Origin of the sequence: Neptuniibacter sp. 2_MG-2023 (assembly GCF_030547495.1) — a bacterium.
Lineage (GTDB): Bacteria > Pseudomonadota > Gammaproteobacteria > Pseudomonadales > Balneatricaceae > Neptuniibacter.
Map to the genome: position 1 here is coordinate 67,055 of NZ_JAUOQC010000010.1, position 24,897 is coordinate 91,951.

Below are 24,897 nucleotides of genomic sequence, written 5' to 3' on the forward strand. Positions count from 1 at the left end.
TTGAATGGGGGAACGCCATTTAAGGTTTATAGATAACTTTTTAGCCTTATACCTGCCTGTTATTGTCCTTTCCCTTTCCCTTTCCCTCGTGATCTCTAAAAAGCTATATTGATTCAGTGCTATTAAGGGGGAGTTGTTATGTCTGATAAACAGCTAGTCACTACACATTATACGCATGGTGATTTACTGACATCTATTGAGAATGCGTTAGTTAACTCAGGAAAGTCTTTGCATGATCTTAATATCGAAGATCTGGCGAATGTTGATGAATTCCATATAGGTGGCCGCCAAGCTACAGATAATATCTTAGGCTGCTTAGGGCTTTCAGAGCAGGATCACTTGCTCGATATAGGCTGTGGTTTGGGAGGGGCTTGTCGTTATGTATCTAATCGATATAACAATCCTGTTACGGGTATTGATTTAACTGAAGAGTATGTTGAAAGCGGTAATGTCCTTTGTTCATGGGTGAAACTTGATCGGCGTATTAAATTATATACAGGTAGTGCGTTAGATATGCCCTTCGCTAGTGGATCATTTAACGGCGCTTATATGTTACATGTTGGGATGAATATTGAAGATAAAGCAAAGCTATGTGCAGAGGTTTATCGTGTATTAAAACCGGGTGCCTATTTTACTATTTACGATGTGATGCGGGAAAAAACAGGAGTGATTAGTTATCCGGTGCCTTGGGCTGATCGAGAAAGTATGAATTTTTTAGCCTCAAGTGAACACTATGCTGATGCACTAACCCGTGCTGGATTTGAAATTACGTTGGTGAAAAATCATTCTCAATTTGCTCTGGATTTTTTCAAAAAGGAACGGGAGAAAAACCAAGTAAAAAACGCTCGCTCTCCGCTTGGACTTCATACATTAATGAATGAAAATAGCGGAATTAAAGTTAAAAATATGCTCCAAGCACTGCGTGAGGGATATATTGCGCCAGTTGAGATTAAGGCTAAAAAGCTAAGGTAGTAGGGTGACGTAGTAGGGTGACTTGGCTTTCTTCAGGTGTTTGTTAGTAACTATCTAGTTTAGACAATCTTTACTAGTATTAAAAAGTACGCGGCATAATTGGGCGCGTCAGTTTTGCTTTTTAGGTTTAATGAGGGGTTTGGCATAAGCTTCTGTAGTTATGTAATATGCCGAAACGTTAAGATCGTTTTCTTATCCATAAGGGAAGTGCTATGGAATGCATCGAATATAAAAAAGGATATAAATATCAGATCGTTGATAGCTATGTAACTACTATTTCGTTTATGCCTGATAAGGATGTTTTATCTCCTTCTGGCTATATAGAATTAACGAAAGAGGGAGTGCTTAAGATAAAAAAGGGTTATGCATGGGATGGTCCTTCAGGCCCGACCTTTGATACCCGCGATTTTATGCGAGGCTCCCTAGTTCACGATGCTCTATATCAGTTAATGCGTGAGAACTTGTTGGATAAAGATAAAGACCGCGATGCAGCTGACCGGCTCTTACAGCAAATATGTAAAGATGATGGAATGTGGGTATTAAGGGCGTGGTGGGTCTATATTGGGTTGAAGTTTTTTGGTGATCCCGCCGCCGATCCTGCTAATAAACGACCAGTAACTAAAGCACCGACCGTATAACAATTAGCTTAGGTATACAAAAAAGAGGCCCGCACATAGGTGCGGGTTGGGGAAGTAGCGCACAGATTTTATGCATTACAGCAGGATAATATAGAGCTTCAATTTTTACTTAAAATCGATAAGCTCTACTTCAAAAACAAGCGTTGATCCAGGGGTGATTATACCTGCCGAACCATTGCCGTAAGCAAGTTCGCTCGGAATATAAAAGCGTGTTTTTTCTCCCACAACCATCAACTGTACACCTTCAGTCCAGCCCTTGATTACTTGATTTAGGCCGAACTCAATCGGTTCGCCACGTTCTACTGAACTATCAAAGACTGAGCCGTCAATTAAGGTGCCGTGGTAGTGTACTTTTACTTTTGATGTAGCTTTTGGATGTTCCTCCCCCGTACCTTTTGTTAACACTTCGTACTGTAAGCCGGAGTCGGTTTGTGTAACGTTTTCTTTGGTCAAATTAGATGCTAAAAAAGTTTTTCCTGCTTCTAGGTTATAGGCCAATTGCTGCTTTGAGTTTTGATTGTTTTTATAGAGAAAAAACAAGATGGCAATAATTAGGATAGGAAGCAGGTAATTCAGCATTGTATAGATCCGTAGTAGGTAAGTGTATTTGGGGCTTGTTGATTATCTAGATTCTGAGCAGTATGACATAGTGTTACTGGTTTTGATTGAAGTTGTCATTCCTTCTTCGGCTAGATAGTTTACAGTGAGTTTTTGAATTATCTATATGTGAGGCTGGGATGGATCTGGAAAATAGTAAGTTAATATATAGCTGTTCTATTCCTGTTCGTTGGGGGGATATGGATGCTTATGGGCATGTTAATAATGCGATGTATATGCGTTATCTTGAAGAAGCGCGGGTGCAGCTTTTAGATAATATGAATGTGGAGCTTGATCCTAATGGGCTGGCCCCCGTCGTAATTGATATAGGATGTTCATTTATTCGACCTGTTGTTTACCCTGACCTATTACGGATTGATTGCTATATTAGCGATCCTGGTCGATCCAGTTTTATGACCTATTACAAGGTTTTCAGTCAGCATGATGATAAAGCTGTTGTGAGCCAAGGGCATGCAAAGGTTGTATGGATTGATCACAGGATTGAGAAATCAGTTCCATTACCTGAAGTTGTTCGTGCCTTGTTTGATTAAGAGTTTTCTTTGTTCTATTTGTCGAGAACAGAGATTCTGGGTATTAATAAGGCCATAGGTAGGACACTCTCGGCGGGGATTAAACGCGTTTGTATAGTGTAAAAAATTGAGCTTCGTGGGCGATTTTTTAGCTAACTATGGCGTAATTATTAGCTAGAAGAGTCGTGACTATATCTTCCTCTACTGGTGCAGGGTCGTTGGTGATTGTTTTTGGGATCTCTGATTCTTCAGCAGAAATTTGTGCAAGGTTAAAATATAGATAGTCCTGCATCCATTGCTGATACTGTTGTAGCCAATCACACATTAACTCCTCTAAAGATGTTTCATCAATTGTGAAACCCGCTTTTAAGTCTGCTTTTGTATATAACGAGCCTTTAAGTAAATCTCCGTGCGTAGGGTAGTTTTTAGAGTAGTACTCTAGTGTGACATGGTCCGATAGACGGCTCTCTAATATGAAACTGACACGATCAAGGCTTAAAGGTGCATAGTTGATCGCTTCTATAAGTGACTCTACTTTTTGATCGAAGCATAAGATGGTTGAATCGGTATAAAAAGCAGCGACAAGAATTCCATCCACTCTAAACAAAGCCTGAATTTGTTTCTCTTGCTGAGCTAAGTAATATTTTTTTTGTGTAACGGGAGAGAACTGCTCGAGCATTGTTAAATAAAACTGATCCATCTGTTGGATAGAAATAGCGCTCTTAGTTGCAGGCAGGTGCTTTTTCAAAGGCTCATCAATAGGAATATGCGCCTGAGCATTAAATGATGCCAGTGTATTATGCATAGAACTGCTCTCCGTAAGTTTGCTGTACATAATCTATAGCAAAGGCAGTGCCAATTATCTAAGCCTATGTTTTTTAAAAGAGAAGTTATGTGAAAGGTGATTCTCGTCTATTTTAAGGCAAAGGGTTGCCGTAGAAGCGGCAATACTTAGCGGGAAGTTATTTTAGGCCTAAAGAGAGTTGTTAATATAATAGCCAACGTCGTTGCACAAGCACAAAGGAGGTAGCTTGATGTGAATGATTCGGTTTGTTCTGCTAAATACCCGGCTAATGTTGGCCCTGAAATTTGGCCTATAGCAAAGAAAAAGGTGACATAACCAAAGGCTTTCCCTGCAGCGGATATAGGTAAAATATCACTGATCGTTGCAGCGATGATTGCGGGAATGCTAAAGGCTGATATGCCAAATAATGCCATGGATAAAAATAGGGTGAATGTTCCTATTTCTGATGCCGCTAAAGAGTATGCAAGTGTTTGTAATATAAACACTAATATTAGGCCAAATCTGCGCCCAAACCGATCAGATAGACTGCCAAAAATAGCACCTGAGAAAATACTCAGAATGCCCATCGTCATCCATAGTGATCCAGCGTCACTTTCTGTGAAATGATATTGCTCAACCAGAGTTGTTACGATAAAAGTTGCATAGATCACATAGGTAAAACCAAATAAGAAATAGATTGAGCCTATATGAAGGATCAATTTACTGATGGATTTAGCTGCTTGTTTATCAGATTCTAAGCCTGCGGGTTTGGAGGTGGCTTGCAACGGATCGGTAGAGGATGAAGACTCATATCCATAAGGTTTTAAATTTAGTTTAGCTGGGTTGTTACGAAAGAGAAACGCTGTGATGCATGCGGCCAGAATGATGATTAATCCAAATGCTCCCCAGCCGACTTTCCAGCCATCGTCGAGCCATGTGCTATTTAGCCAAGGAATTAATGCGCCACTAGCAACAATGCCTAAGCCGTTACCCATGATCATAAATCCCGCTGCACGGCCTCGATGCTGCACAGTAAACCAATGGGCGACTAAGCTCATAACCGCTATGTTAGCAGTACCACTACCTATACCCGTTATGAAATATAGAAGTGTGATAATCATAAAATGGCTGCTGAAGCTGATTAGGAACATGCTTATGCCAACTAAGATTAAACCTAAGAATATAGAGTAGCGTGCGCCAAACTTATGAATAAGGTGATGACAAAGTAATACAGCGAATAGATAGCCAATAAAATTACCCGTACTGATAAGCCCCATCTGTGTATAGCTTAGTTGAAGGCTGCTGCCCATAGAGGGTAGTAACATACCGAGTGCAAAACGGCCTAGTCCTAAGCAAGCGAAGAGAGATATCGCGCCAGACAGAACAATAATCCAAGCATAGTGGAACTTATTAGTAAGCATCTATAGGGCCAATAAAAAATAGGAATTATTGATAATAACGAGTGCGTGAAATAAAGGTAAGAGGAGAGGATGTTATTCTAATTTATTGAAATAAAAAAGGACGCCGAAGCGTCCTTTTTTAGTCTGAAGTGCTTAACAATTAACCGAACTGGTTAGATGTGTTTTTCGCACCGCCAGCTTTAAGCGCATTCTCACCCGCAAAGTATTCTTTGTGGTCATCACCCATGTCTGAACCAGACATGTTCTGATGTTTAACACAGGCGATACCTTGGCGGATCTCTTCACGCTGAACATTCTTAACGTAGCCCAACATACCTTGCTCACCGAAGTACTCTTTCGCTAGGTTGTCTACAGACAACGCAGTTGTGTGGTAAGTCGGTAGAGTGATCAAGTGATGGAATACGTTCGCTTCACGTGATGTATCAGCTTGGAATGTACGTGTACGTTCATCAGCTACAGCAGACAACTCAGTTTCGTCATACTCAGCGCTCATTAGGTTAGCACGGTCGTATGCAGACACATCTTTACCTTCAGCAGCCCAAGTATCGTAAGTCTGCTGGCGGAAGTTTAATGTCCAGTTGAATGATGGAGAGTTGTTGTAAACCAATTTAGCATCTGGGTGAACTTTACGTACGTCATCCATCATGCCTTTGATTTCGTGTACGGTTGGTACTGCAGTTTCGATCCATAGTAGATCGGCACCCGCATTGATCGCTTCAATACAGTCAAATACGCAACGCTCATGACCTGTGCCTTGACGGAACTGGTATAGACCGGATGGTAGACGCTTAGGACGTACTAGCTTGCCGTCACGGTTGAAGCATACATCGCCTTCAGCCATATCAGCTACATCGATCTCTTCAACATCAAGGAAAGAGTTGTAAACATCGCCTTGATCGCCAGGTTCATTAACAACAGCGATCTCTTTAGTTAGGCCCGCACCTTCAGAGTCAGTACGCGCAACGATGATGCCGTTGTCGATACCTAGCTCAAGGAAAGCGTAACGTAGAGCACGTAGCTTAGCGTGGAAGTCAGCGTGAGGAACGGTTACTTTACCATCCTGGTGACCACACTGTTTCTCATCAGCTACTTGGTTTTCGATCTGCAGTGCACAAGCACCGGCTTCGATCATCTGCTTAGCCATTAGGTAAGTCGCTTCAGCGTTACCGAAACCAGCATCGATATCTGCAACGATTGGCACAACGTGAGTCACGTGGTTATCAATCTGATCTTGGATTTTAGCTTCAGTAGCAGAATCGCCTGCTTCACGTGCAGCGTCTAGTTCACGGAATAGACCGCCTAGTTCACGTGCATCAGCTTGACGTAGGAAGGTGTAAAGCTCTTCAACTAAGTTAGCAACGGTTGTTTTCTCGTGCATAGATTGGTCAGGAAGAGGACCGAAATCAGAGCGTAGCGCAGCAACCATCCAACCAGAAAGGTACAAGTAACGACGGTCAGTTTTGCCACCGAAATGTTTCTTAATGGAGATCATTTTTTGCTGACCAACAAAACCATGCCAGCAACCTAATGACTGAGTGTATAAGGATTTGTCTTTATCAAATGCTGCCATGTCAGCACGCATAATGTCTGCAGTGTACTGAGCGATGTCTAGGCCAGTTTTGAATTTATTCTGAGCGCGCATACGAGCTGCAGATTCTGGGTTAATAGCGTCCCAAGGGCTACCAGCAGCTGCTTTTGCAGCAGAGATAGTTTCAATGTCTTGGTTCAATGCGGACATGGTCAATCCTCTACAGAGTAATCTGTTCAATAAATTAAATTTTGGCGAGTCACAAGCCCAAGCCGGTATTTCCCTTAGCTCAACTTATATTTTTGATTACCGTGTAAACGATAATCTGACCAAGCAATGTTGTTGAATACATTGAGTGGTTATGTGAGTAAATAATGGGGGTATTTTAGAGCTTCGTAAAGCTACTTTTTGTGCACGTGCAAAACTGTAGTATTGCTACATAATGCCTATCTATAAAAAGGTAAATTAACTACAAGAAGGAAGAGCGGGAAATAGCATTAATCCCTATAGATAGGAGCTTTTAAAGCTCATCACTAAGTAGTAGCGACTTTGGTATAGCGCTTTATTTTACTCAATTACAAGATTTTTAGTTATTTAAAGTATGTTTTATATTCCAATTAATTCTAAGTGTTTTTGACTACATAAATCATATGATCGCTTGAATTTAAAGGCTTTCCAGCTATTTGCTGGATATTTTATAGATTGTTTAACGTCAAAATAAATTACAAAGCTATTTTGTCATTGGATTGATTCATATTATGAGATGAAGTTAGTCAGTAAATCGGCTTAAAGTCATCATATAATGGAGGAAAGTTTGTCAATATTACGTGGATTTCTTCCAAATGCCTCTACGTTATTTTTATTTGATCTCTTTGTTTTTACGCGTTCGCAGCATGATTTTTTTGGTTAGGATATAAGTTCTTTTTTTGGGTAGGTTTTATGAGCGCTTTTATAGCGCTTTAATTTCCGCCTGTTTTGTAAGAAATAGATTTTTAGATTGTGTTTTTTGTTTAAAAGGATAATCTCTGTAACCAGTTATTGGTTATGAAAAGAGAGACATTATTGTGGATTTAAAACGTAAATTTACAGTGCATTTAGATGCCTTGATTGTTATTGGCTTGCTCTTTATCTGTTCTATAGGATTTAACTTTGTTCAACTTCAGCAAGTAAAAGGCTTAAGTCGAGATGTGGTTAATTTAGAAGGTAAAGTTTTAGTACATGAATTAAATCTTAGCTCGCAGAAAGCTTATATTAATCAGTTGAAGTCTAAGTATGAGGGAGAAGAGGGTATTGCAAAGATTAAGGATGAGTAGGTGATTACAATGGGGTAGATCTAGTTGAATATAGCGCGGTTATGTAAATACTAAATAGTTGGGCTTCAAACGGATCTATCTATACAGAAACAATAATTAAAAAGGACGCCGTAGCATCCTTTTTGTAAATTATGTAGAACAAACTGGTGGGTATTAACTAGTGATGGTGTCTAGGTATACAGCATCAATATCGGTATTAATGTACGCCATGCCTAATTTGTTTAGGTATTCCATTCGGTCAGCTTTCATTAAATCTATTTCCGGCGCATCAAAGCCATTTTCTTGATAAATACCTGCAAGGTAGGCCATAAAGTGCTCGCCTTCTTTTACTAATAATAAGCTAGCCGCACCTACATCTGGTTTTACTTGTGTATTTAACGCTTCTGGAAGATTTACAGCAAGAACAACGGGTTGCTCATCACCTTCGATTCTTACACTGCGGTTTCTGATTGTTTGTTGTGCCCAGTAAAATGCTAATTCTTTACTTTGCGTCAAAAAAACAGGTTCAACTGATTCTGTATAGGCATTGCCGATTGTCGCCATCGTTTTCTTAGCAGCATCTTTTAGCGCTCTATCCCCTGAGCGTTGTAGCCCTTGTTTTTTTATGGAGTCGATCAGTGCTGAGGATGTTCCATGATACCAAGTATTACCTGTAGTAAATCCTTGCTCAGTTAACAAATCTTTAGCATCTTTAAGAAAATCAGGTGTATCAGTCATATTCGAAATCACTTAATCAGTTTGCAGTAGAAAACGGGGTAGAATTTTAACGTAAAAAGCCATTCGAGTCTTTCGACAGATCTTAGAAGTAATCTTATCTATAAAAAAGGCGGCCCTTACTACAAGGTGCCGCCTTATGCTCCAGTATAGGAGTCTGCCCTAATTAACGCTGGAAAATTAATTAAGGCAGTTAACGCTAATTATGCTTAGTTAAACTGGTTAGAGGTGTTTTTCGCACCGCCAGCTTTAAGCGCATTTTCACCCGCAAAGTATTCTTTGTGGTCATCGCCGATGTCTGAACCAGACATGTTCTGATGTTTAACGCATGCAATACCGCGACGGATCTCTTCACGCTGAACATTCTTAACGTAGCCCAACATACCTTGCTCACCGAAGTACTCTTTCGCTAGGTTGTCTACAGACAACGCAGTTGTGTGGTAAGTCGGTAGAGTGATCAAGTGATGGAATACGTTCGCTTCACGTGATGTATCAGCTTGGAAGGTACGTGTACGTTCGTCAGCTACAGCGGACAATTCAGAATCATCATACTCAGCGCTCATTAGGTTAGCGCGGTCGTATGCAGACACATCTTTACCTTCAGCAACCCAAGTATCGTAAGTCTGCTGGCGGAAGTTTAGTGTCCAGTTGAATGATGGAGAGTTGTTGTAAACCAATTTAGCATCTGGGTGAACTTTACGAATGTCATCCATCATGCCTTTGATTTCATGTACGGTTGGGATTGCAGTTTCGATCCATAGTAGATCGGCACCCGCATTGATCGCTTCAATACAGTCAAATACGCAACGCTCATGACCTGTACCTTGACGGAACTGGTATAGACCGGATGGTAGACGCTTAGGACGTACTAGCTTGCCGTCACGGTTGAAGCATACATCGCCTTCAGCCATATCAGCTACATCGATCTCTTCAACATCAAGGAAAGAGTTGTAAACATCGCCCTGATCGCCAGGTTCATTAACAACAGCGATCTCTTTAGTTAGGCCCGCACCTTCAGAGTCAGTACGCGCAACGATGATGCCGTTGTCGATACCTAGCTCAAGGAAAGCGTAACGTAGAGCACGTAGCTTAGCGTGGAAGTCAGCGTGAGGAACGGTTACTTTACCATCCTGGTGACCGCACTGTTTCTCATCAGCTACTTGGTTTTCGATCTGCAGTGCACAAGCACCGGCTTCGATCATCTGCTTAGCCATTAGGTAAGTCGCTTCTGCGTTACCGAAACCTGCATCGATATCTGCAATGATTGGCACAACGTGAGTCACGTGGTTATCAATCTGATCTTGGATTTTAGCTTCAGCAGCAGAATCGCCTGCTTCACGTGCAGCGTCTAGTTCACGGAATAGGCCGCCTAGTTCACGTGCATCAGCTTGACGTAGGAAGGTGTAAAGCTCTTCAACTAAGTGAGCAACGGTTGTTTTCTCGTGCATAGATTGGTCAGGAAGAGGACCAAATTCAGAGCGTAGCGCAGCAACCATCCAACCAGAAAGGTACAAGTAACGACGGTCAGTTTTGCCACCGAAATGTTTCTTAATGGAGATCATTTTTTGCTGACCAACAAAACCATGCCAGCAACCTAATGACTGAGTGTATAAGGATTTGTCTTTATCAAATGCTGCCATGTCAGCACGCATAATGTCTGCAGTGTACTGAGCGATGTCTAGGCCAGTTTTGAATTTATTCTGAGCGCGCATACGTGCAGCAGATTCTGGATTGATAGCGTCCCAAGGGCTACCAGCAGCTGCTTTTGCAGCAGAGATAGTTTCAATGTCTTTGTTTAGTGTAGACATGCTCATTCCTTCCATAATGTTCGAGCAACGTTTTGTGTTGCCCTTTGTAATAGTTTCGATGTGGATTTTAGTGTGTGGAGACGCATAATTGAAATAAATGGCTCTTATTTGCAGTATTTATTGTGTGAATGTAGATGTGGTATTATTAGCTTTCTTCAGTGTTTATGCGGCGTTGCTATGAATTTGGATAAGATCGACTTAAATTTATTAGTGTATTTAGATATTTTATTACGTGAACGTAATGTCACTCGCTCTGCCAGTTTATTAGGTATAACGCAGCCTGCTATGAGTAATGGCCTGCGTCGCTTGCGCGAAACATTCGGTGATCCTTTGCTGGTAAGAACTAGTGAAGGGATGGCGCCGACTGAGCGAGCCCAAAGTCTCCAGCCCCTATTGCGGCAGGTATTAGCATCGGTTGAGCAGGTAATTGAGCCGGCAGCCAATTTTGATGCAGCGTCCAGTGATCGTGTATTTCGTATTATGACCAGCGACTACGGTGAGTCGACGTTAATGCCGCGACTCTTAAACCGCCTAAGGGAAGAAGCACCTAATATTGTATTGGATATTCTTACACCGAGTGATATGAGTTTTCAGGAGGTGGAGCAGGGGCTTGTGGACTTGGTGATTAACCGCTTTGATACGATGCCACAATCATTTCATCAGAAAACATTATGGCGAGACAGCTTTTCCTGCCTTTTTTCCGTTGATAACCCTATAGCCGATGATTTCCGTTTAGAAACTTACCTGCTTGCACGCCATGTTTGGGTTAGTAAAACAGGGATGGGGGCTGGAATGGGGATTACGCCGAAGGATACTAAACGTTTAGGTTGGGTTGATGAGGCATTAGAGAAGTTACATGCGAAGCGTCATATCTCCGTTTTTACGCGCCATTATCAATCAGCAGCGTTGTTGGCTGAGGAAAAAGGGTTAATCGCCACTATACCGACTAAAGCGGCAGCCCAGTCCCAATCGAATAACTCGCGTTTAGTGATGAAAACGCCACCTTTTGATGTGCCTGAATTTGAACTGAAAATGGCTTGGAGTCCGCTTCTGCAGCATAACGTGGCGCATCAATGGATACGCCGTGTCATTACTGAAGTAGCACAAAATCATACTGAATAACTTCTGGTTGTAAGGGGAATTGCGCCCGTTTCACTTTCTAGTATTGTGACGTTATTCAAAGCATTAGGTAGTAAAAACTGACGGGCTGTCGGATTTTTAGATAATCATTCAATTACAGATGTGCGTACTTTAGTTAATCTGTTATAAGTATATTTATATCTTTGATAGGGTGCTTATCGAGTCAGTAAAGACTTTATGTCTTCTCATTAGCGCCTATCGAATTTAAGACTAAGATAACCTGTTGATTGATTTTATTATTTAGGGTGAATATTGTGAAAAAAGGATTACAAAAAACATTATCGGTTGCTATGGCTTGCTTAGCACTGAGTGCTAATGTGGTTTTAGCGTCGCCTGATAAAGCATGGAGTTTAGAAGGTTTTGATGAGCCTGAATCGGTTTTAGTGCATCCAACAAAGCCATTGCTTTTTGTTTCCAATGTTAATGGCCATCCTGCTGCGTTAAACGGTAAAGGTTATATTAGTCTGTTATCGGATGAAGGTAAGGTTATTCGTCACGTTTGGGTTAATGGAATGGACGCACCTAAAGGGTTAGCAATGGATGAGAAATATCTCTATGTTGCTGATATGCAGCAAATGCATATTGTTGACCATGAAAAAGGTGAACTGGTTAAATCAATCAAAGCTGAAGGCAGTGTTATGCTGAACGATGTAGTTATTGATGATAAAGGTGTTGTTTACCTGAGTGATATTCTTGGTGGTGGTGTTTATCGTTATGAAAATGACGCACTGACTAAGTGGATTTCGGCTGAGGCGCTACCCCATCCTAATGGACTTCTTTTTAATCATGGACAATTAACTGTTGCTACTTGGGGTACGGGTCTGCACGAGGACTTTACAACGGATGTTCTAGGCGGCCTTTCTATTATTGATAGAGATACGAAACAGATAACCGCTTATAAAAATGCGGAAGCCTTTGGTAACCTTGATGGTATTGCTGAGATAAAGGGTGCGCTCTTTGTTAGTGACTGGATGAATGGCAATATTTTTAAATATAAAGACCAAAAGCTAGAGTTACTTTTTAATGAACCTAAGAAGTTTACCGGTGACCTTTCCTCGAAAGGAGACCTTTTATTTGTACCTTTAATGTTCTCACAGCGTATTGATGTTTATAAAATTGAACCATAAATAAAAGCTTTTTAGCTCGTCTGTTTTAGACAAAAATAGACGATTATGGACAAGATATAGAGGTCTGCTTGCAGGCCTCTTTTTATTGTCTAAAAGGTTTGATGACGGGCTATTAATAATCGAAAGGGGATATCTCCCCTGAATAGCTTAGCTTTTCTCCGCAATGCCGACAGTAGCCTGAGTTCGCTTTTTCTTGGGAATCGCAAGCGGGGCAGTGTACCGTGATTGTATCGCGTTCCGCTCGATCAGAGATGACCTTTGCCATCTCTCCTTTGAGGTCCGATCTAGAGTCTAACTCACTATCCTCAAGTAGATTCCAGAGTGACTCTGTAATAATCGATAAGGTTTCTAGCTTTAACTCAAGTGCGTTTATACGGGCTGAATTGATCTCTGATTCTAAAGAGGGATTAGATTCGACTACTTTCTCTTGTTGGCTGTTGTTTTCTGAGATCATCGGTTTATATGCCCTAGTGTGTAGCTGTTACGGGGTAAGTTGTACAGGGGTCTTTGTTCATGCATTTTATTGTCGGGATGGCTTATAGCCAGATACTGGCAATAATAAATGCTGAAATTATTATTGAAGAGGATGACAAGTAGAGACGCCAACCTTTGCAATTACCTAATGCAACTAGATTTGCAATGTAAGCACAACTGATAAGTAGTATAGGTAGTGCCATTTGAGCGGCCACATAGATAAAAGTGTGGGTGTCACTAAGTCGTTCGCTTGTGTAGTAGATCGAACAGGCAAGTAGGGGCACTAGGCAAATTACAGTGGCTTTAATCAGTATATTGGCTGATTTCATTTTATCCTTATTGCGTTAAGTTTGGCTTTTTAGGCTAACTTCTTCATTTAGCACGAATCTTGTTAGTGTGAGATCACTCCTTATCAAAACTGTCGACGACAATAGCCCCCATTGAAGCAGGCATAGTGATTACAATAATACGTTTAAAGGATGTCAGCGGATCTTCAAATAATGGAAGCTTGTTAAGACAAAATAGGACTAAGGCTACTACAAGCGCAGTCATAAGGTATGCGATGGCGATTCGGGATATAAAGACAAGCTTTCTAGCCTTAACATCGGTTTGAAATACACTCTCATAGGTATAAAGGCCAAGAAAAGTGATGGATAGGATAAACAACATCAATAGGTTATAACCGGGTAGGGTTTCGCCTAATCGCCAAGCTTCTTCAGAAAATGATATAGGTACAGCAAGCGCAAAAGCGCCTACAAATATCTGACTTGCGTCTTCAACGTTAAAACTTAACTTCATGTGAGTTCCTATTGAATCACTTAGCTACTGAGAGTGTGTAACCCTCAGCAGCTATTTATGGGCTATATGTTAACGATGGAGCTCGCCCGCTCGTTCTGGTTGGTATAATACTTCTGTTAGCTTAACTTTTAGATCCCCACCACCAGGTTTTGGCCATTCGATTTCATCTCCTATAGATAGGCCTAAGAGGGCGCTACCAATGGGTGCTAATATAGAAATCTTTTGACCGTCAGCATCTACATCTTTTGGGTAAACGAGGGTTAATTCAAACTCATCATTAGTTGATTCGATAACAAATTTAACGGTCGAGTTCATAGTAACGATTGTTGGCGGAACTTCGTCAGGCGCTACGACATTGGCCCGTTCAAGTTCAGCTTCTAGCTCCGTTTGGCCGGCAAAGCTGTTTTTTGGCAGGGACTCAATCAAATTATAGAGCCGATCTGCATCTAATGAAGTAATTGTTATTTCTGGCCTTGTGTTCATTTTTCTCTCTCAAGGTATTATTTGAAGCAATCTGTTATTAAATATTCACACCGATACATAAAAGCTTTTGTTCATCTTTTATGACCGCCCTCTATTCAATGTAATGACAGACCATAACCTTGTATCAATAAGGTTGGGCAATCGCTATATCCATTTAGTCTATTCTTTAGTATTGGTTTGATATCTGCTGTTCAAAAAATAATTATGGAATAGCTATCAGGTTAATCTAAGAATCGGTAAGGCTAAAGGTATAATGTTTACATTATGTGTTGGATTTAACTATATGTTTTTAATGGAATTTTATTCTCATTTTTGTTTTCGTTTTACAGAGGTTTTTGTGAATATCAGAGGATTATTCTTTTAATCTTACTCAACTCTAAGCTAGCTGATGTTGTGTTTAAAAGCTAGTTTAAAAATGATGATTTATTGAATGTTCGAGCGGCTTTTTTATAGCTCAGAGAGGGAGAGAGCTAAAGACAAACAGGCTAGCAGTGTTTGTCTTTAGCTAAGGTTGGGCTATCTATTCATCTTCTAAGAAGTAGACAGAGCCTTGTAGAAGTAATGCCTTGAGTAGTTCAATATTTTCTTCACTAGGATCTATTTTTTCTTGGTATAAATTTGCACATAAACTTTCCGCTAATTGAATCTGACCTTGGCTACAGGCGCAGCCTTTACCATCGACGAAAAGGATAAAGTGATTATCTACTCTATTAAAAGCAAAGCGAGAGCCTTCGCTTCGGCATAAAGGAGTCTCGTCATCTAGCAATTGTTTAATTTCAGCTTCATCTAGCTCGCAGCTTTGATCTGCACCTTGTTCCTGGTTTTTGGGCTCTGTCATAAATTGACCAAACCAGTGGGCGAGGAGTTCAGGGCTGTCGATATATTCGTGCATAATCGCTTTTACGCGATCCAGCGCTTCGCGGGTGATTTCACCTGGATTATCTTGCTGTTTCAGATCAGCATCACTGTAGCGGTCTTCAGCGGTAGTTATATTGTCTAGATAGTCAGTGAAGTCTGCCATCATCTCTTGATGGGAGGGCGCTCTGAAGCCTACGGAGTAGGTCATACAGTCATCCCCAATGGCGTAACCATTATGGCCAAGCCGAGGCGGGACGTAGAGCATGTCACCTGGATTTAAATCCCAGCTTTGTTCGGGGATCCATTCAGGGAGAATCATAACGGGGACATCGTTACGGCGGGGTGAGTCTTCGCCATAAGTGCCACCAACTTCCCAGCGTCGAGTCCCCGATGCTTGGATTAAAAATACATCGTAATTGTCGCAATGAGGGCCAACCCCGCCACCATCAGTAGCGTAACTTACCATAAGGTCATCAAGTCGCCAGTTCGGTACAAAGCGGAAATATTCTAATAACTCGTTAGCCTCGGGAATCCAATGATCGACCGATTGCACTAAGAGTGTCCAATGGCTATCCGGTAGATCTGTAAAAGTGCTTTCGCTCAGAGGACCATGTTCAAGTTTCCAGTCTTTGCCATCTGGGGACTGGATAATTAAACGTGATTCTACTTCCTCTTCTAAGGCCATGCCTGCTAGCTCGTCAGGGCTTACTGGGGCTTCAAAGTTAGGAAAAGCATTACGTATGAGCAATGGCTTTTTCTGCCAGTACTCGCGTAGGAAGGTTTCTACACTGATATCGCCAAATGGGGAGTTCACTACTTTATAAACTCCATTAACTCTTCAACGGCTTTCTCCATTTCGTCATAAACTTTACGTTTATCACGATTGGCTAAAGCTGCAATCTTATTATTCCCTACTTTTTTAAGGCATTTTTGTATTGTTTCGGCGCTTTGGCGTATACCTACAGCGTTGTAGCCCATCATTTTTGATTCGTCCTGCATCTGTTTGATGCCTGCACGAAGTTCATCCGTTTGTTTTAATAAAGATTGTAGAGTGTCTTCCATCGTATTTGGTCTCAAGTAATCGTTCAGTGATGAAACTGGTTTAATAGTTACTTTTTTAGCTTTTCTACGGTCTCTTCAATCGAAGTTAATATACCTCGAAGCATATTAAGCTCTGTACGCTCTGGACGAGAGCGATTGAAAAAACGACGTAACTTATCTAGTACTTTACCCTCATGTTGAGGAATTATAAATTCCGTTGTGCGTAACACTTTTTCTAGATGGCTATAAAACAGAGTCATCTCTTTTTGGCGAGGGTATTCTTCTTCAATAGGGGTATACGTTTTTTCTTCTGCTGCCACATAGACTTCATAGCAAAGCAGTTGGATCGCTTGGGATACATTGAGTACGGGATACTCAGGATTGGCAGGAATGTAAATATGAACATTGCATTGCTGTAGTTCATCGTTATGTAGTCCCATGGTTTCTCGGCCAAAAACCAGTGCTACATTGCCTTGTTCTGATTCTGCTACGATCCGCTCAGCGCCTTTTCTCGCATTGAGGAGAGGAAGGTCGAAGGTGCGTTTGGTTCGTGCGCTGGTACCTATCACTAACTGGCAGTCTGAAATAGCTTCTTCCAGTGAACTGACGATTACCGCATTGTCTAACAGATCTTTGGCACCCGCAGCTCGGGAATCCGCTTCACTGCTTGGAAACTCTCTCGGTTCCACAAGGTATAAATTGTTTAGACCCATGTTTTTCATAGCGCGGGCTGCGGCGCCAATATTACCTGGGTGGAAGGTGTTGATTAGTACAACTCTAATGTTTGATAGCATTTCAGGAGATCTCACAAAGCATCAACAAAGCGGTTAAGGTTATAGATAAATTTTTGTCTATGCCACAAATGGGGTGAGTGGTCCGCGCTAGGGTAGACAAGCAATTCGGAATTTTCAATATGTTGATGAACCCAGTTTTGTAACTTTGCGCAATAAAATTGGCTTTCTTCACCATAAATTAGCAAGGTCGGTGTATTTATTGTAGGTAGGACATCACGATAATCCTGCTGTGTAATGTTTTCCCAACACGCGATAAGTAATGGCGCATTTTGCTTTTGTAAATAATCGCGCATTTTTTGAAAACTGTGGGAGTTTTGTTGGAAGTTTTGTAACGATTGATAGTGCATACCATAGGCTATGAGTTCTAAAACACTTTGAGTGAAGTCTTGTTTTAGTAGTTGGATAAAGGTTTCATTGTTTTTGCTGCTAAATTCACCATAAACACCATGATTCCATTCATCGTCGGTAAGTAGTTTCGGCGAGTGATCAACCATACATAACCCTGCAATACGGTCTTGGCCATATTTACGAATATATTCCCAAGTCGTTAAAGCGCCCAGAGAGTGGCCAATAATGACAGCTTCTTGAATATCTAAATAATTAAGTAGTGTATGAAGATCGTCAGCCATTTCGGGGAGTGTCATATTCGTGCCTTCGGAATAGGGGTGCTCTCCGTGTCCTCGCGCATCCCAACAGACGACTCGGTGCTTCTGGGCTAGCTCTGAGGCAAAGGGTAGCCATTCACGTACACAGGCGGTCCAGCCATGAAGGAATATTAAGGTCTTGTTTCCTTCACCAAGTGAGACGAAATGAATCTTAGTTAAGTCGGGGCGAGTAAGGTATTCCATAAGGCTTAATCCATAATAATAAAAACGGGGCCATAGCCCCGTTTTTAAAATCTAAATTGAGCCCAAAGCACCATTTTTAGATTTTCTTCGCCTGATCTACCGCATTACCAATATAAGTGTGTGGTGTTAATGCCTTAAGAGACTGTTTGGCTTCTTCTGGCATATCAAGCGTATCCACGAAGGCTAGAATGGTTTCTTTATTCATATCCTGACCTCGGGTTAGTGCTTTCAGCTTCTCGTAAGGTTCTTCGATAGCGTAACGGCGCATAACGGTCTGGATTGGTTCAGCAAGGACTTCCCAAGCATTTTCTAAGTCTTCATTTAGCTTAGCAGGGTTTAGCTCAAGTTTGCTGATCCCTTTTAAACTAGATTGATAAGCAATTAGGCTATAACCAAAGCCGACACCCATGTTACGCAGCACTGTGGAATCTGTTAGATCGCGCTGCCAGCGGGAAACGGGTAGTTTTTGTGCTAAGTGACCCATGATCGCATTCGCTATACCTAAGTTACCTTCGGAGTTCTCGAAGTCGATAGGGTTAACTTTATGCGGCATAGTGGATGATCCAACTTCGCCGGCGATTGTTCTTTGTTTGAAGTAACCCTGAGAGATGTAACCCCAGATGTCACGATCGAAATCGATCAGGATCGTGTTGAAACGCGCAACAGTATCAAAGAGCTCTGCAATGTAGTCGTGAGGCTCGATTTGAGTTGTGTATGGGTTGAAAGTTAAACCTAAGCTTTCAACAAACTCTTGTGCATTTTGTGCCCAATCTATATCGCTATAAGCGGATAGGTGAGCGTTGTAGTTACCTACAGCACCGTTGATCTTGCCTAAGATCTCAACAGCTTTTAACTGTTTAATCTGGCGTTGCATGCGGTATGCAACATTTGCAAACTCTTTACCTACTGTTGTAGGTGATGCTGTTTGACCGTGGGTACGGGATAGCATTGGTTGTTCTGCGAATTCGCGGCCAAGGGTTGCTATCTCATCAGCGACTTGTTGCATCTGTGGTAAAACAACATCTAAACCATGTTTAAGCATTAAACCATGGGATAGGTTGTTAATATCTTCAGAGGTGCAGGCAAAGTGAACAAATTCATTAATTGCCATTAATTCGGCGTTATCTTTGAATTTGTCTTTGATGAAGTATTCAACTGCTTTTACATCGTGATTTGTTGTACGTTCGATGTGTTTAACAGCTTCTGCATCATCAGGACCAAAATCAGTCACTATAGCGTTTAAAACAGAATTAGCTTCAGCGCTTAATGCTGGAACTTCACTAATCTGGGCGTGAGCCGCTAGTTTCTGTAACCAACGTACCTCTACTTCTACGCGAAAGCGTATTAGGCCATATTCACTAAATACATCACGTAGGTCAGCTGTTTTGCTGCCATAGCGCCCATCAATCGGCGAAACGGCCGTCAGTGCGGAAAGCTCCATGAAACGATCTCTATCTTGATTAAAAAGAAGGCGCGCATTATACCTGAGTAGGCGTCACTTTCGTAGGGTTAGTGCCGACAAATCCAGACAATAAACTAATGCAGGGGTAGAGAGCGTTATAAGGAGCAACTTAACCCATTATTTTTTTCAATGAAGGACGAAGGCGTGATTTAAAAAAGAGTAGGTGCCAACGTTTTCCGCCTTTTTGTCGCCACAACATCGCACTACGAATACCTGCAAGGAGCAGGGCGCGAATTTTTGCCGCATTTTCACTGTTCTGTAGATGCCTTGGATCGCCTGTTACTTGGATACGGAAGCTGAATGAGCTTATGGTGTCTTGATAAAGGCTTGCAAGATTTGCGACAACGTTCGGGTGGCAGTATGTTGATGGCGTCAAAGCAAGCTCTTGCTCTGGCGCTAAATTTGCTTCGGAGTACTGGTTTTCGAAATTAAAGTATTTTGCTTGTTCTGTGACTTGCTTCAAACGATGGGCAATGGTTTGAAGCATTTCGGGATTTGAGCTTAACTTACGCTCCAAATGCACCATGCTAAGTACGTAGCGAATAACATCTTTATTATGTTCAGCCCGCGGCTTATCAACGATATCTTTAAGATTTTGTAGGCCTAAGTGTAAGTTGTAGGGGAGGTCATCCACGCCACCATAAATATCTTCAGAACAGGCGGGATCGAGCTGCATAATACTGTAGATAGAGGTTTCAAGGCTGTTTTGGGCAACCATTCCGCGTGTAGCTATCTGCTCGACTAAGGCTGCTGCTTGGAAAATTCCGGCCAGGCCTAATGTTTGTTCATCATGTTGACGTGACACCTTAAACCTCTCAGCTATCTAACGATTCATTCTTGCCAGTGTTTTCTATTACGCCACCACCCAAGCATACATCATCACTATAAATAACAACGGATTGGCCGGGTGTGACTGCTCGTTGGGGTTCATTAAAACGGATGAGGTAACCGGAATCACCGTGGCGTTCAATAATACACTCTTGATCAGATTGACGATAACGTACTTTAGCTTTGCAACGATAAGGTAGTGGTGGCTCTTCGCCATTTATCCAAAAAATCTCATCGGCGGTTAGCCAATCGGTAAACAGTAGATCGTGCTGCTTACCTTGTACGGCGATAAGTACATTGTGCTCTAGATCTTTGCCCGCGACAAACCAAGGTTCTTCTGGGTAATCTTTAAGCCCACCAATATGCAGGCCTTGGCGCTGCCCTATGGTGTAATACATTAAGCCCGCGTGTTCGCCTATCTGGTCGCCTGTCGGTGTTTTTATCTTACCGGGTTGAGCTGGTAGATACTGTTTCAGAAAATCACTAAAGCGACGTTCGCCAATGAAGCAGATGCCGGTGCTGTCTTTTTTATTATGCGTAACCAGATCATGAGCTTCTGCGAGCTTTCTGACCTCTGGTTTTTCCAATTCTCCTACGGGGAAAAGGGTTTTCTCTATCTCTGGTTGGCCTACTTGATGTAGGAAGTAACTTTGATCTTTATTGTTATCAAGCCCTTTAAGTAAGCGGGTTTTCCCCTCACGTAGACCTCGGCGAACGTAATGACCGGTAGCGATCATATCCGCGCCCAACTCTATAGCGTACTCAAGAAAGGCTTTAAATTTGATTTCACGGTTACAAAGGATATCGGGATTGGGGGTGCGACCTGCTTTGTACTCTTCAAGGAAGTGTTCAAATACATTGTCCCAGTACTCTGCTGCAAAGTTGGCGGTATGTAATTTAATACCTAGCTTATCGCAGACGGCTTGCGCATCAGCTAAATCGTCTTTAGCTGTACAGTATTCAGTACCATCATCCTCATCCCAGTTTTTCATAAACAGGCCTTCAACCTCATATCCTTGCTGTATAAGGAGTAGGGCTGATACGGATGAGTCAACGCCGCCGGACATGCCGACGATCACTTTAGTCTGGCTATGATCAGTCATGGGTTTTTTCGATTAGTTACTGTATTCGTGAATGAGTTCTAACGGGTATTGTTTGCCTGCAATATAGTCATCAATGCACTGTAAGACCATAGGGCTACGTAGCTTATGCATATTACTTTCAACTTCATCACGGGTCATCCAAACGGTTTGAATAATACCTTCATCTAAGGTTCTATCCGCATCGTGTTTGATAGCTTCTGCGTAGAAACAGGCGCGATGATAAGTTTTGTTGTTTGTGCTCGATCTATAAACATAAAAACCGATAAGGTAGCGGGGTTTTACATGCCAAGCGGATTCTTCTAGTGTTTCTCTACAAGCCGCTTGAACAAAGGTTTCCCCTTCCTCAATATGGCCGGCTGGCTGATTGAATACAATTTCACCGGAAGATTGTTCTTCTATGAGTAGAAATTTTCCGTCTTTTTCAACGACGACAGCAACAGTGGCATGAGGATACCAATCCATCATATTCCTCAGAAATTTGATCGTAATTATTCGAATTTATACGTATAAAATAAGCGCCACACAATAGCATCAAATGCTGTTGTTTGATAGATAAAAACACTCGTCTATGGTGACGCATCTCTATGCGCCTTAGTGCTATGATCGGTGTTATTAGTTTAAGAGGCAAAGTGATATGGCAACGACTCAGGTATATGTCCAAACGGATGACTTTGATATAGGGGATCTTTCTGAACGTGTGAGAGCAAATGACGCGACTAGCGGTGCCATTGTTACATTCACCGGAATAGTACGAGAATTGGCGACTACAAATGATACATTAGATGCACTGTTTTTAGAGCATTATCCAGGCATGACTGAACGGGCTTTAGAGAAAATTTCTGAGCAAGCACGGGAGCGCTGGAATCTAGGTAATATAGTGATTAGTCATCGTGTAGGGCGGCTTAGGCTTAATGAAAATATCGTCTTTGTCGGGGTGGGTAGTGCGCATCGAATCGACGCTTTTGAAGCCGCTCAATTTATCATGGATTATCTAAAAAAGAGTGCGCCTTTTTGGAAGAAAGAGATCTCTTCTGGAGGAGAAAGCTGGGTTGAGCAGAAACAGAGTGACTTAGATGCGGCAAAAAGATGGTAGGCGAGACACCTATAATGGCTTTGCCTAAAAAGTTAGCCTGTTAATGCTGATTAAATCGGTAACCTATACCGTGCACCGTCTGAATGACTTTAGGCGCTTTGGCATCGACTTCAATCACTTTTCGTAATTTAGAAATATGTTGATCGAGTGTGCGACTGCTTGGTAAATAGTCTCTTCCCCAACATTCGTTGAATAGCATGTCCCGATCAACAACTTTTCCCTGTTCGCGGTGGAGGAGTTGGAGAATTTTAAGATCTCGCAGGCTTAATTCAAATGTCACCTCTTCGCGTTGTGCTCGTAGTTGAGCTGGAAAAACGTGTAGATCATCCATCCAGAATGTTTCCGCTTCTTGTTGATCACTCGGCTGCTGCGTTTGTAGGCAGCGGCGTGTGACTGCTTTTATACGTGCGATGACTTCTCGGGTGCCAAATGGTTTTTTGATATAGTCATCAGCACCGAGCTCGAGTCCAAGAACTTGGTCGATCTCTTCTGATTTTGCCGTAATAAAGATCACTGGAACGGTTTCGTTAAGCTGGCGAATTTTCCTACACAGGGTGTAACCATCCATTTTGGGCATCATAATATCGAGTAAGATCAGGTCGGGTTGATGTTCAATATATAAGTGAAGGGCGCTCTCGCCATCATCGGCTTCTATACAAGTGTAACCTTCATTATCAAGTAGATCGAAAAGTCCCATCCTAATATTAAGATCATCTTCTGCAATAAGAATTTTCATAAACTACCTTTAGCGGGTGAATGGCTTAGGCTTACGGGTGTGTAGAGGCTAAGTAGGAAACTGGCGCCTTGAGTCGTTGATTCTAAAATCAGATCACCGCCATGCTTGCGTGCCAGTTCGCGCGCAATGCTTAAACCTATGCCGGTACCGCTAATACCATCAGTAAGTTTGTTACTGGCGCGATAAAATTGTTCAAAAATAGATCTTGATGAGTACTCATCTATACCGGGGCCGTTGTCATGGATGCGAATAAAACTGTAGTCACCTTCCTGCCAGCACTCTATCTGTAGAACACCGCTATTAGCTGCGTATTTCTCAGCGTTACTGAATAAGTTATTTAAAATCTGTTCAGTACAGTGAGGATCTAATAAAACGTTTGTGTCGCAGTGGCTGGTAAGCTTAGGGTCTAATCCTCGCTGAGCAAAGGCAGGGGCAAATGCCTCTAATGTGTTATTAATACATTCTTGAACAGTACCCATCTGCAGATTTAGGTCTAGGCTGTCACGTTCTAACTTTGAAAAGCTGAGTACGTTATCGATTAAGCGTGTGAGGCGCTTGCTTTCGTTATTAATAATATTTAAGTAACGCTTTTGTTTAACCTGTTCATCATCAAGTTGGTTTTCCAACATCTCGGTATACATGCGTACATTGGTCAGTGGTGTTTTTAATTCATGGGAGACCTGATTAACAAAATTTACCCGTTGGAGGGCTAAACGTGACTCGCGGGTTTGCTCTCTGTATACGAGCCAGCCAAGTACCGATAAAGCACTTAAGGTTATTACTATAATGAGCAGTTTTTCTAACCAGTTTTGCTGGGGTTTGTTAAGACTAGTCGTCGTGTATTCTAATCGCCAACTACCTAGAGGGTGGCTAAGGTTTAATGTTTTGACCGGCGTTAGGTGATCGGAGCTTTCCTTTGCGTTGCCCCATTCGTAACTGACTTCACCACGACTGTTTTTGAGGGTGATAATTGAGTTGTTCAGAGGGTGCTCTGCTGTTATCTCTGACTGATCAGGGAGTAAATTAATTAAATCAGAGAGTAAGCGGGCACGGCTAATGGCAAATCCCATAACACGATTATCGGCTGTTGTTTGCCAGTAGATATGCTGAAGTTGGGTGTTGTTATACCAAGCGATCCAACCGGAATCTGTAGGCTCTACCTGTTCTACTTGCTTGTCGCTAATATTGGAAGAGGCTATAGGGCTATCAGCAGCTATTGATGATGTTGCTTGGGAGCGACGACTGATAAGGGGAGCTATTTCAGTCTCAGCATTAATGCTTTTTTCTGTTGAGCGTGTTAACCGTTGTGTTTGTGGCACTGATTTCAATTGTGCGCTGTAAGGCGCTTGGGCTACTAGCTGCGCTGGCCCATTAGCTTTTTGTATTGTGGTATTACTTTCTTGCGAGTGGGTAAAGAGAGAAGGTGTTTCCAATAAGGTTTTTGTTTGCTGAAGAAATTGGATTTCCTGAGCAGTAGCATTCGTTGGGGTGGGGTAGATGGGCTTTCTTGTTGGATCAAGAATGAAAACTTGCTCTATATAAGGACTTGATTTACTGAGCTCTCTAAGTGCTTGAGGTGAAGCGTTTTGCTTGAGTTCAGACGCTTCTGATTTTAAAACCGCCTCTAAACGTTGAAAGTGGCCTTGGAATAAGCCATCAACAGATTTTAGTTTAACTTCCACTAAGGCTTGGAATTGATGCTGAATCAGCTGCTGTTGGTTTTGTTCTAGACGCACAGATAACCAGCCAAGAATAAGGATAGGTATCAAAATCAATCCACAGAGTAACAAGGCTGTTTTTTTCAAAT

At 41.9% G+C, this 24,897-nt stretch carries 26 protein-coding genes; 7 read left to right on the plus strand and 19 right to left on the minus strand.

The window, feature by feature from the left end; genetic code table 11:
* The first annotated feature begins 138 nt into the window (after positions 1 to 138).
* Complete coding sequence (locus tag Q4486_RS10815) at positions 139 to 972, plus strand: class I SAM-dependent methyltransferase (RefSeq protein WP_303519419.1); 834 nt, start codon at positions 139 to 141, stop codon at positions 970 to 972.
* A gap of 212 nt (positions 973 to 1,184) precedes the next feature.
* The gene (locus tag Q4486_RS10820; RefSeq protein WP_303519420.1) at positions 1,185 to 1,610 is read left to right on the plus strand and encodes a DUF1353 domain-containing protein; all 426 of its coding nucleotides are present in this window, start codon (positions 1,185 to 1,187) and stop codon (positions 1,608 to 1,610) included.
* Positions 1,611 to 1,715: 105 nt separating this feature from the next.
* Here Q4486_RS10820 and Q4486_RS10825 read toward each other — a convergent pair whose 3' ends face one another.
* Positions 1,716 to 2,189: an FKBP-type peptidyl-prolyl cis-trans isomerase gene (locus Q4486_RS10825; RefSeq protein WP_303418309.1), complete on the minus strand. Its 474-nt coding sequence runs from the start codon at positions 2,187 to 2,189 to the stop codon at positions 1,716 to 1,718.
* Positions 2,190 to 2,347: 158 nt separating this feature from the next.
* Between Q4486_RS10825 and Q4486_RS10830 the strand changes: the two genes are divergently transcribed.
* Positions 2,348 to 2,758: a thioesterase family protein gene (locus Q4486_RS10830; protein WP_303418307.1), complete on the plus strand. Its 411-nt coding sequence runs from the start codon at positions 2,348 to 2,350 to the stop codon at positions 2,756 to 2,758.
* Positions 2,759 to 2,885: 127 nt separating this feature from the next.
* Here Q4486_RS10830 and Q4486_RS10835 read toward each other — a convergent pair whose 3' ends face one another.
* The 3 genes from Q4486_RS10835 to Q4486_RS10845 form a co-directional block, all read right to left on the minus strand.
* Positions 2,886 to 3,542 (minus strand): hypothetical protein, encoded by a 657-nt coding sequence (locus Q4486_RS10835; RefSeq protein WP_303519422.1) that lies wholly within the window; start codon positions 3,540 to 3,542, stop codon positions 2,886 to 2,888.
* 146 nt (positions 3,543 to 3,688) lie between these two features.
* Positions 3,689 to 4,942 (minus strand): MFS transporter, encoded by a 1,254-nt coding sequence (locus Q4486_RS10840; RefSeq protein WP_303519424.1) that lies wholly within the window; start codon positions 4,940 to 4,942, stop codon positions 3,689 to 3,691.
* A gap of 139 nt (positions 4,943 to 5,081) precedes the next feature.
* Positions 5,082 to 6,680: an isocitrate lyase gene (locus Q4486_RS10845; protein ID WP_303519425.1), complete on the minus strand. Its 1,599-nt coding sequence runs from the start codon at positions 6,678 to 6,680 to the stop codon at positions 5,082 to 5,084.
* Between the two features lie 854 nt (positions 6,681 to 7,534).
* On the opposite strand from Q4486_RS10845, the gene Q4486_RS10850 reads away from it, so the two are divergent.
* The gene (locus Q4486_RS10850; RefSeq protein WP_303419845.1) at positions 7,535 to 7,783 is read left to right on the plus strand and encodes a hypothetical protein; all 249 of its coding nucleotides are present in this window, start codon (positions 7,535 to 7,537) and stop codon (positions 7,781 to 7,783) included.
* Between the two features lie 153 nt (positions 7,784 to 7,936).
* On the opposite strand, the gene Q4486_RS10855 is transcribed toward Q4486_RS10850, so the two are convergent.
* Both Q4486_RS10855 and Q4486_RS10860 read right to left on the minus strand, forming a co-directional pair.
* On the minus strand, positions 7,937 to 8,500 hold the full coding sequence (locus tag Q4486_RS10855; RefSeq protein WP_303519427.1) for a hypothetical protein: 564 nt from the start codon (positions 8,498 to 8,500) through the stop codon (positions 7,937 to 7,939).
* Positions 8,501 to 8,706: 206 nt separating this feature from the next.
* Positions 8,707 to 10,305, minus strand: coding sequence for an isocitrate lyase (locus tag Q4486_RS10860; RefSeq protein ID WP_303519429.1), 1,599 nt, complete (start codon positions 10,303 to 10,305; stop codon positions 8,707 to 8,709).
* Positions 10,306 to 10,482: 177 nt separating this feature from the next.
* Here Q4486_RS10860 and Q4486_RS10865 point away from each other — a divergent pair, with 177 nt between their 5' ends.
* Positions 10,483 to 11,427: a LysR family transcriptional regulator gene (locus Q4486_RS10865; RefSeq protein WP_303419180.1), complete on the plus strand. Its 945-nt coding sequence runs from the start codon at positions 10,483 to 10,485 to the stop codon at positions 11,425 to 11,427.
* Positions 11,428 to 11,699: 272 nt separating this feature from the next.
* Positions 11,700 to 12,572: a hypothetical protein gene (locus Q4486_RS10870; RefSeq protein WP_303519431.1), complete on the plus strand. Its 873-nt coding sequence runs from the start codon at positions 11,700 to 11,702 to the stop codon at positions 12,570 to 12,572.
* Between the two features lie 112 nt (positions 12,573 to 12,684).
* Here the strand turns inward: Q4486_RS10870 and Q4486_RS10875 are convergent, their stop codons facing one another.
* The 11 genes from Q4486_RS10875 to Q4486_RS10925 all read right to left on the minus strand — a co-directional run bounded on the left by Q4486_RS10875 (position 12,685) and on the right by Q4486_RS10925 (position 21,723).
* Complete coding sequence (locus tag Q4486_RS10875) at positions 12,685 to 13,026, minus strand: hypothetical protein (protein WP_303519432.1); 342 nt, start codon at positions 13,024 to 13,026, stop codon at positions 12,685 to 12,687.
* Positions 13,027 to 13,448: 422 nt separating this feature from the next.
* A complete protein-coding gene (locus tag Q4486_RS10880) occupies positions 13,449 to 13,844 on the minus strand; it encodes a DUF2391 family protein (RefSeq protein WP_303419172.1) in 396 nt (131 codons plus the stop codon).
* A 69-nt stretch (positions 13,845 to 13,913) separates the two neighbouring features.
* Positions 13,914 to 14,327, minus strand: a complete 414-nt coding sequence (rnk, locus tag Q4486_RS10885) for a nucleoside diphosphate kinase regulator (protein ID WP_067865564.1) — start codon at positions 14,325 to 14,327, stop codon at positions 13,914 to 13,916.
* Positions 14,328 to 14,847: 520 nt separating this feature from the next.
* Positions 14,848 to 15,999: a cupin domain-containing protein gene (locus tag Q4486_RS10890; protein WP_303519433.1), complete on the minus strand. Its 1,152-nt coding sequence runs from the start codon at positions 15,997 to 15,999 to the stop codon at positions 14,848 to 14,850.
* A complete protein-coding gene (locus Q4486_RS10895; RefSeq protein ID WP_303419165.1) occupies positions 15,999 to 16,247 on the minus strand; it encodes a hypothetical protein in 249 nt (82 codons plus the stop codon). Before Q4486_RS10895 ends, Q4486_RS10890 begins: the two co-directional genes overlap by 1 nt.
* A 47-nt stretch (positions 16,248 to 16,294) precedes the next feature.
* On the minus strand, positions 16,295 to 17,020 hold the full coding sequence (gene trmJ / locus Q4486_RS10900; RefSeq protein WP_303419163.1) for a tRNA (cytosine(32)/uridine(32)-2'-O)-methyltransferase TrmJ: 726 nt from the start codon (positions 17,018 to 17,020) through the stop codon (positions 16,295 to 16,297).
* 11 nt (positions 17,021 to 17,031) lie between these two features.
* The gene (locus tag Q4486_RS10905; protein ID WP_303519435.1) at positions 17,032 to 17,868 is read right to left on the minus strand and encodes an alpha/beta fold hydrolase; all 837 of its coding nucleotides are present in this window, start codon (positions 17,866 to 17,868) and stop codon (positions 17,032 to 17,034) included.
* Positions 17,869 to 17,944: 76 nt separating this feature from the next.
* Complete coding sequence (gene purB, locus Q4486_RS10910) at positions 17,945 to 19,309, minus strand: adenylosuccinate lyase (RefSeq protein WP_303419159.1); 1,365 nt, start codon at positions 19,307 to 19,309, stop codon at positions 17,945 to 17,947.
* A gap of 130 nt (positions 19,310 to 19,439) precedes the next feature.
* Positions 19,440 to 20,135: a lysogenization protein HflD gene (locus Q4486_RS10915; RefSeq protein ID WP_303519437.1), complete on the minus strand. Its 696-nt coding sequence runs from the start codon at positions 20,133 to 20,135 to the stop codon at positions 19,440 to 19,442.
* A 10-nt stretch (positions 20,136 to 20,145) separates the two neighbouring features.
* Positions 20,146 to 21,261 (minus strand): tRNA 2-thiouridine(34) synthase MnmA, encoded by a 1,116-nt coding sequence (gene mnmA / locus Q4486_RS10920; protein ID WP_303519438.1) that lies wholly within the window; start codon positions 21,259 to 21,261, stop codon positions 20,146 to 20,148.
* Positions 21,262 to 21,273: 12 nt separating this feature from the next.
* Positions 21,274 to 21,723 carry an NUDIX hydrolase gene (locus Q4486_RS10925; RefSeq protein ID WP_303419187.1) on the minus strand — a complete coding sequence of 150 codons (450 nt, stop codon included), beginning with the start codon at positions 21,721 to 21,723 and terminating at the stop codon, positions 21,274 to 21,276.
* A 172-nt stretch (positions 21,724 to 21,895) separates the two neighbouring features.
* Between Q4486_RS10925 and moaE the strand changes: the two genes are divergently transcribed.
* Entirely contained in the window at positions 21,896 to 22,354 is a 459-nt protein-coding gene (gene moaE / locus Q4486_RS10930; protein ID WP_303519440.1) for a molybdopterin synthase catalytic subunit MoaE, read from the plus strand.
* Positions 22,355 to 22,394: 40 nt separating this feature from the next.
* Here the strand turns inward: moaE and Q4486_RS10935 are convergent, their stop codons facing one another.
* A complete protein-coding gene (locus tag Q4486_RS10935) occupies positions 22,395 to 23,090 on the minus strand; it encodes a response regulator transcription factor (protein ID WP_303519442.1) in 696 nt (231 codons plus the stop codon).
* Positions 23,087 to 24,895, minus strand: coding sequence for a sensor histidine kinase KdpD (locus tag Q4486_RS10940; protein WP_303519443.1), 1,809 nt, complete (start codon positions 24,893 to 24,895; stop codon positions 23,087 to 23,089). Before Q4486_RS10940 ends, Q4486_RS10935 begins: the two co-directional genes overlap by 4 nt.
* Positions 24,896 to 24,897: the final 2 nt, after the last annotated feature.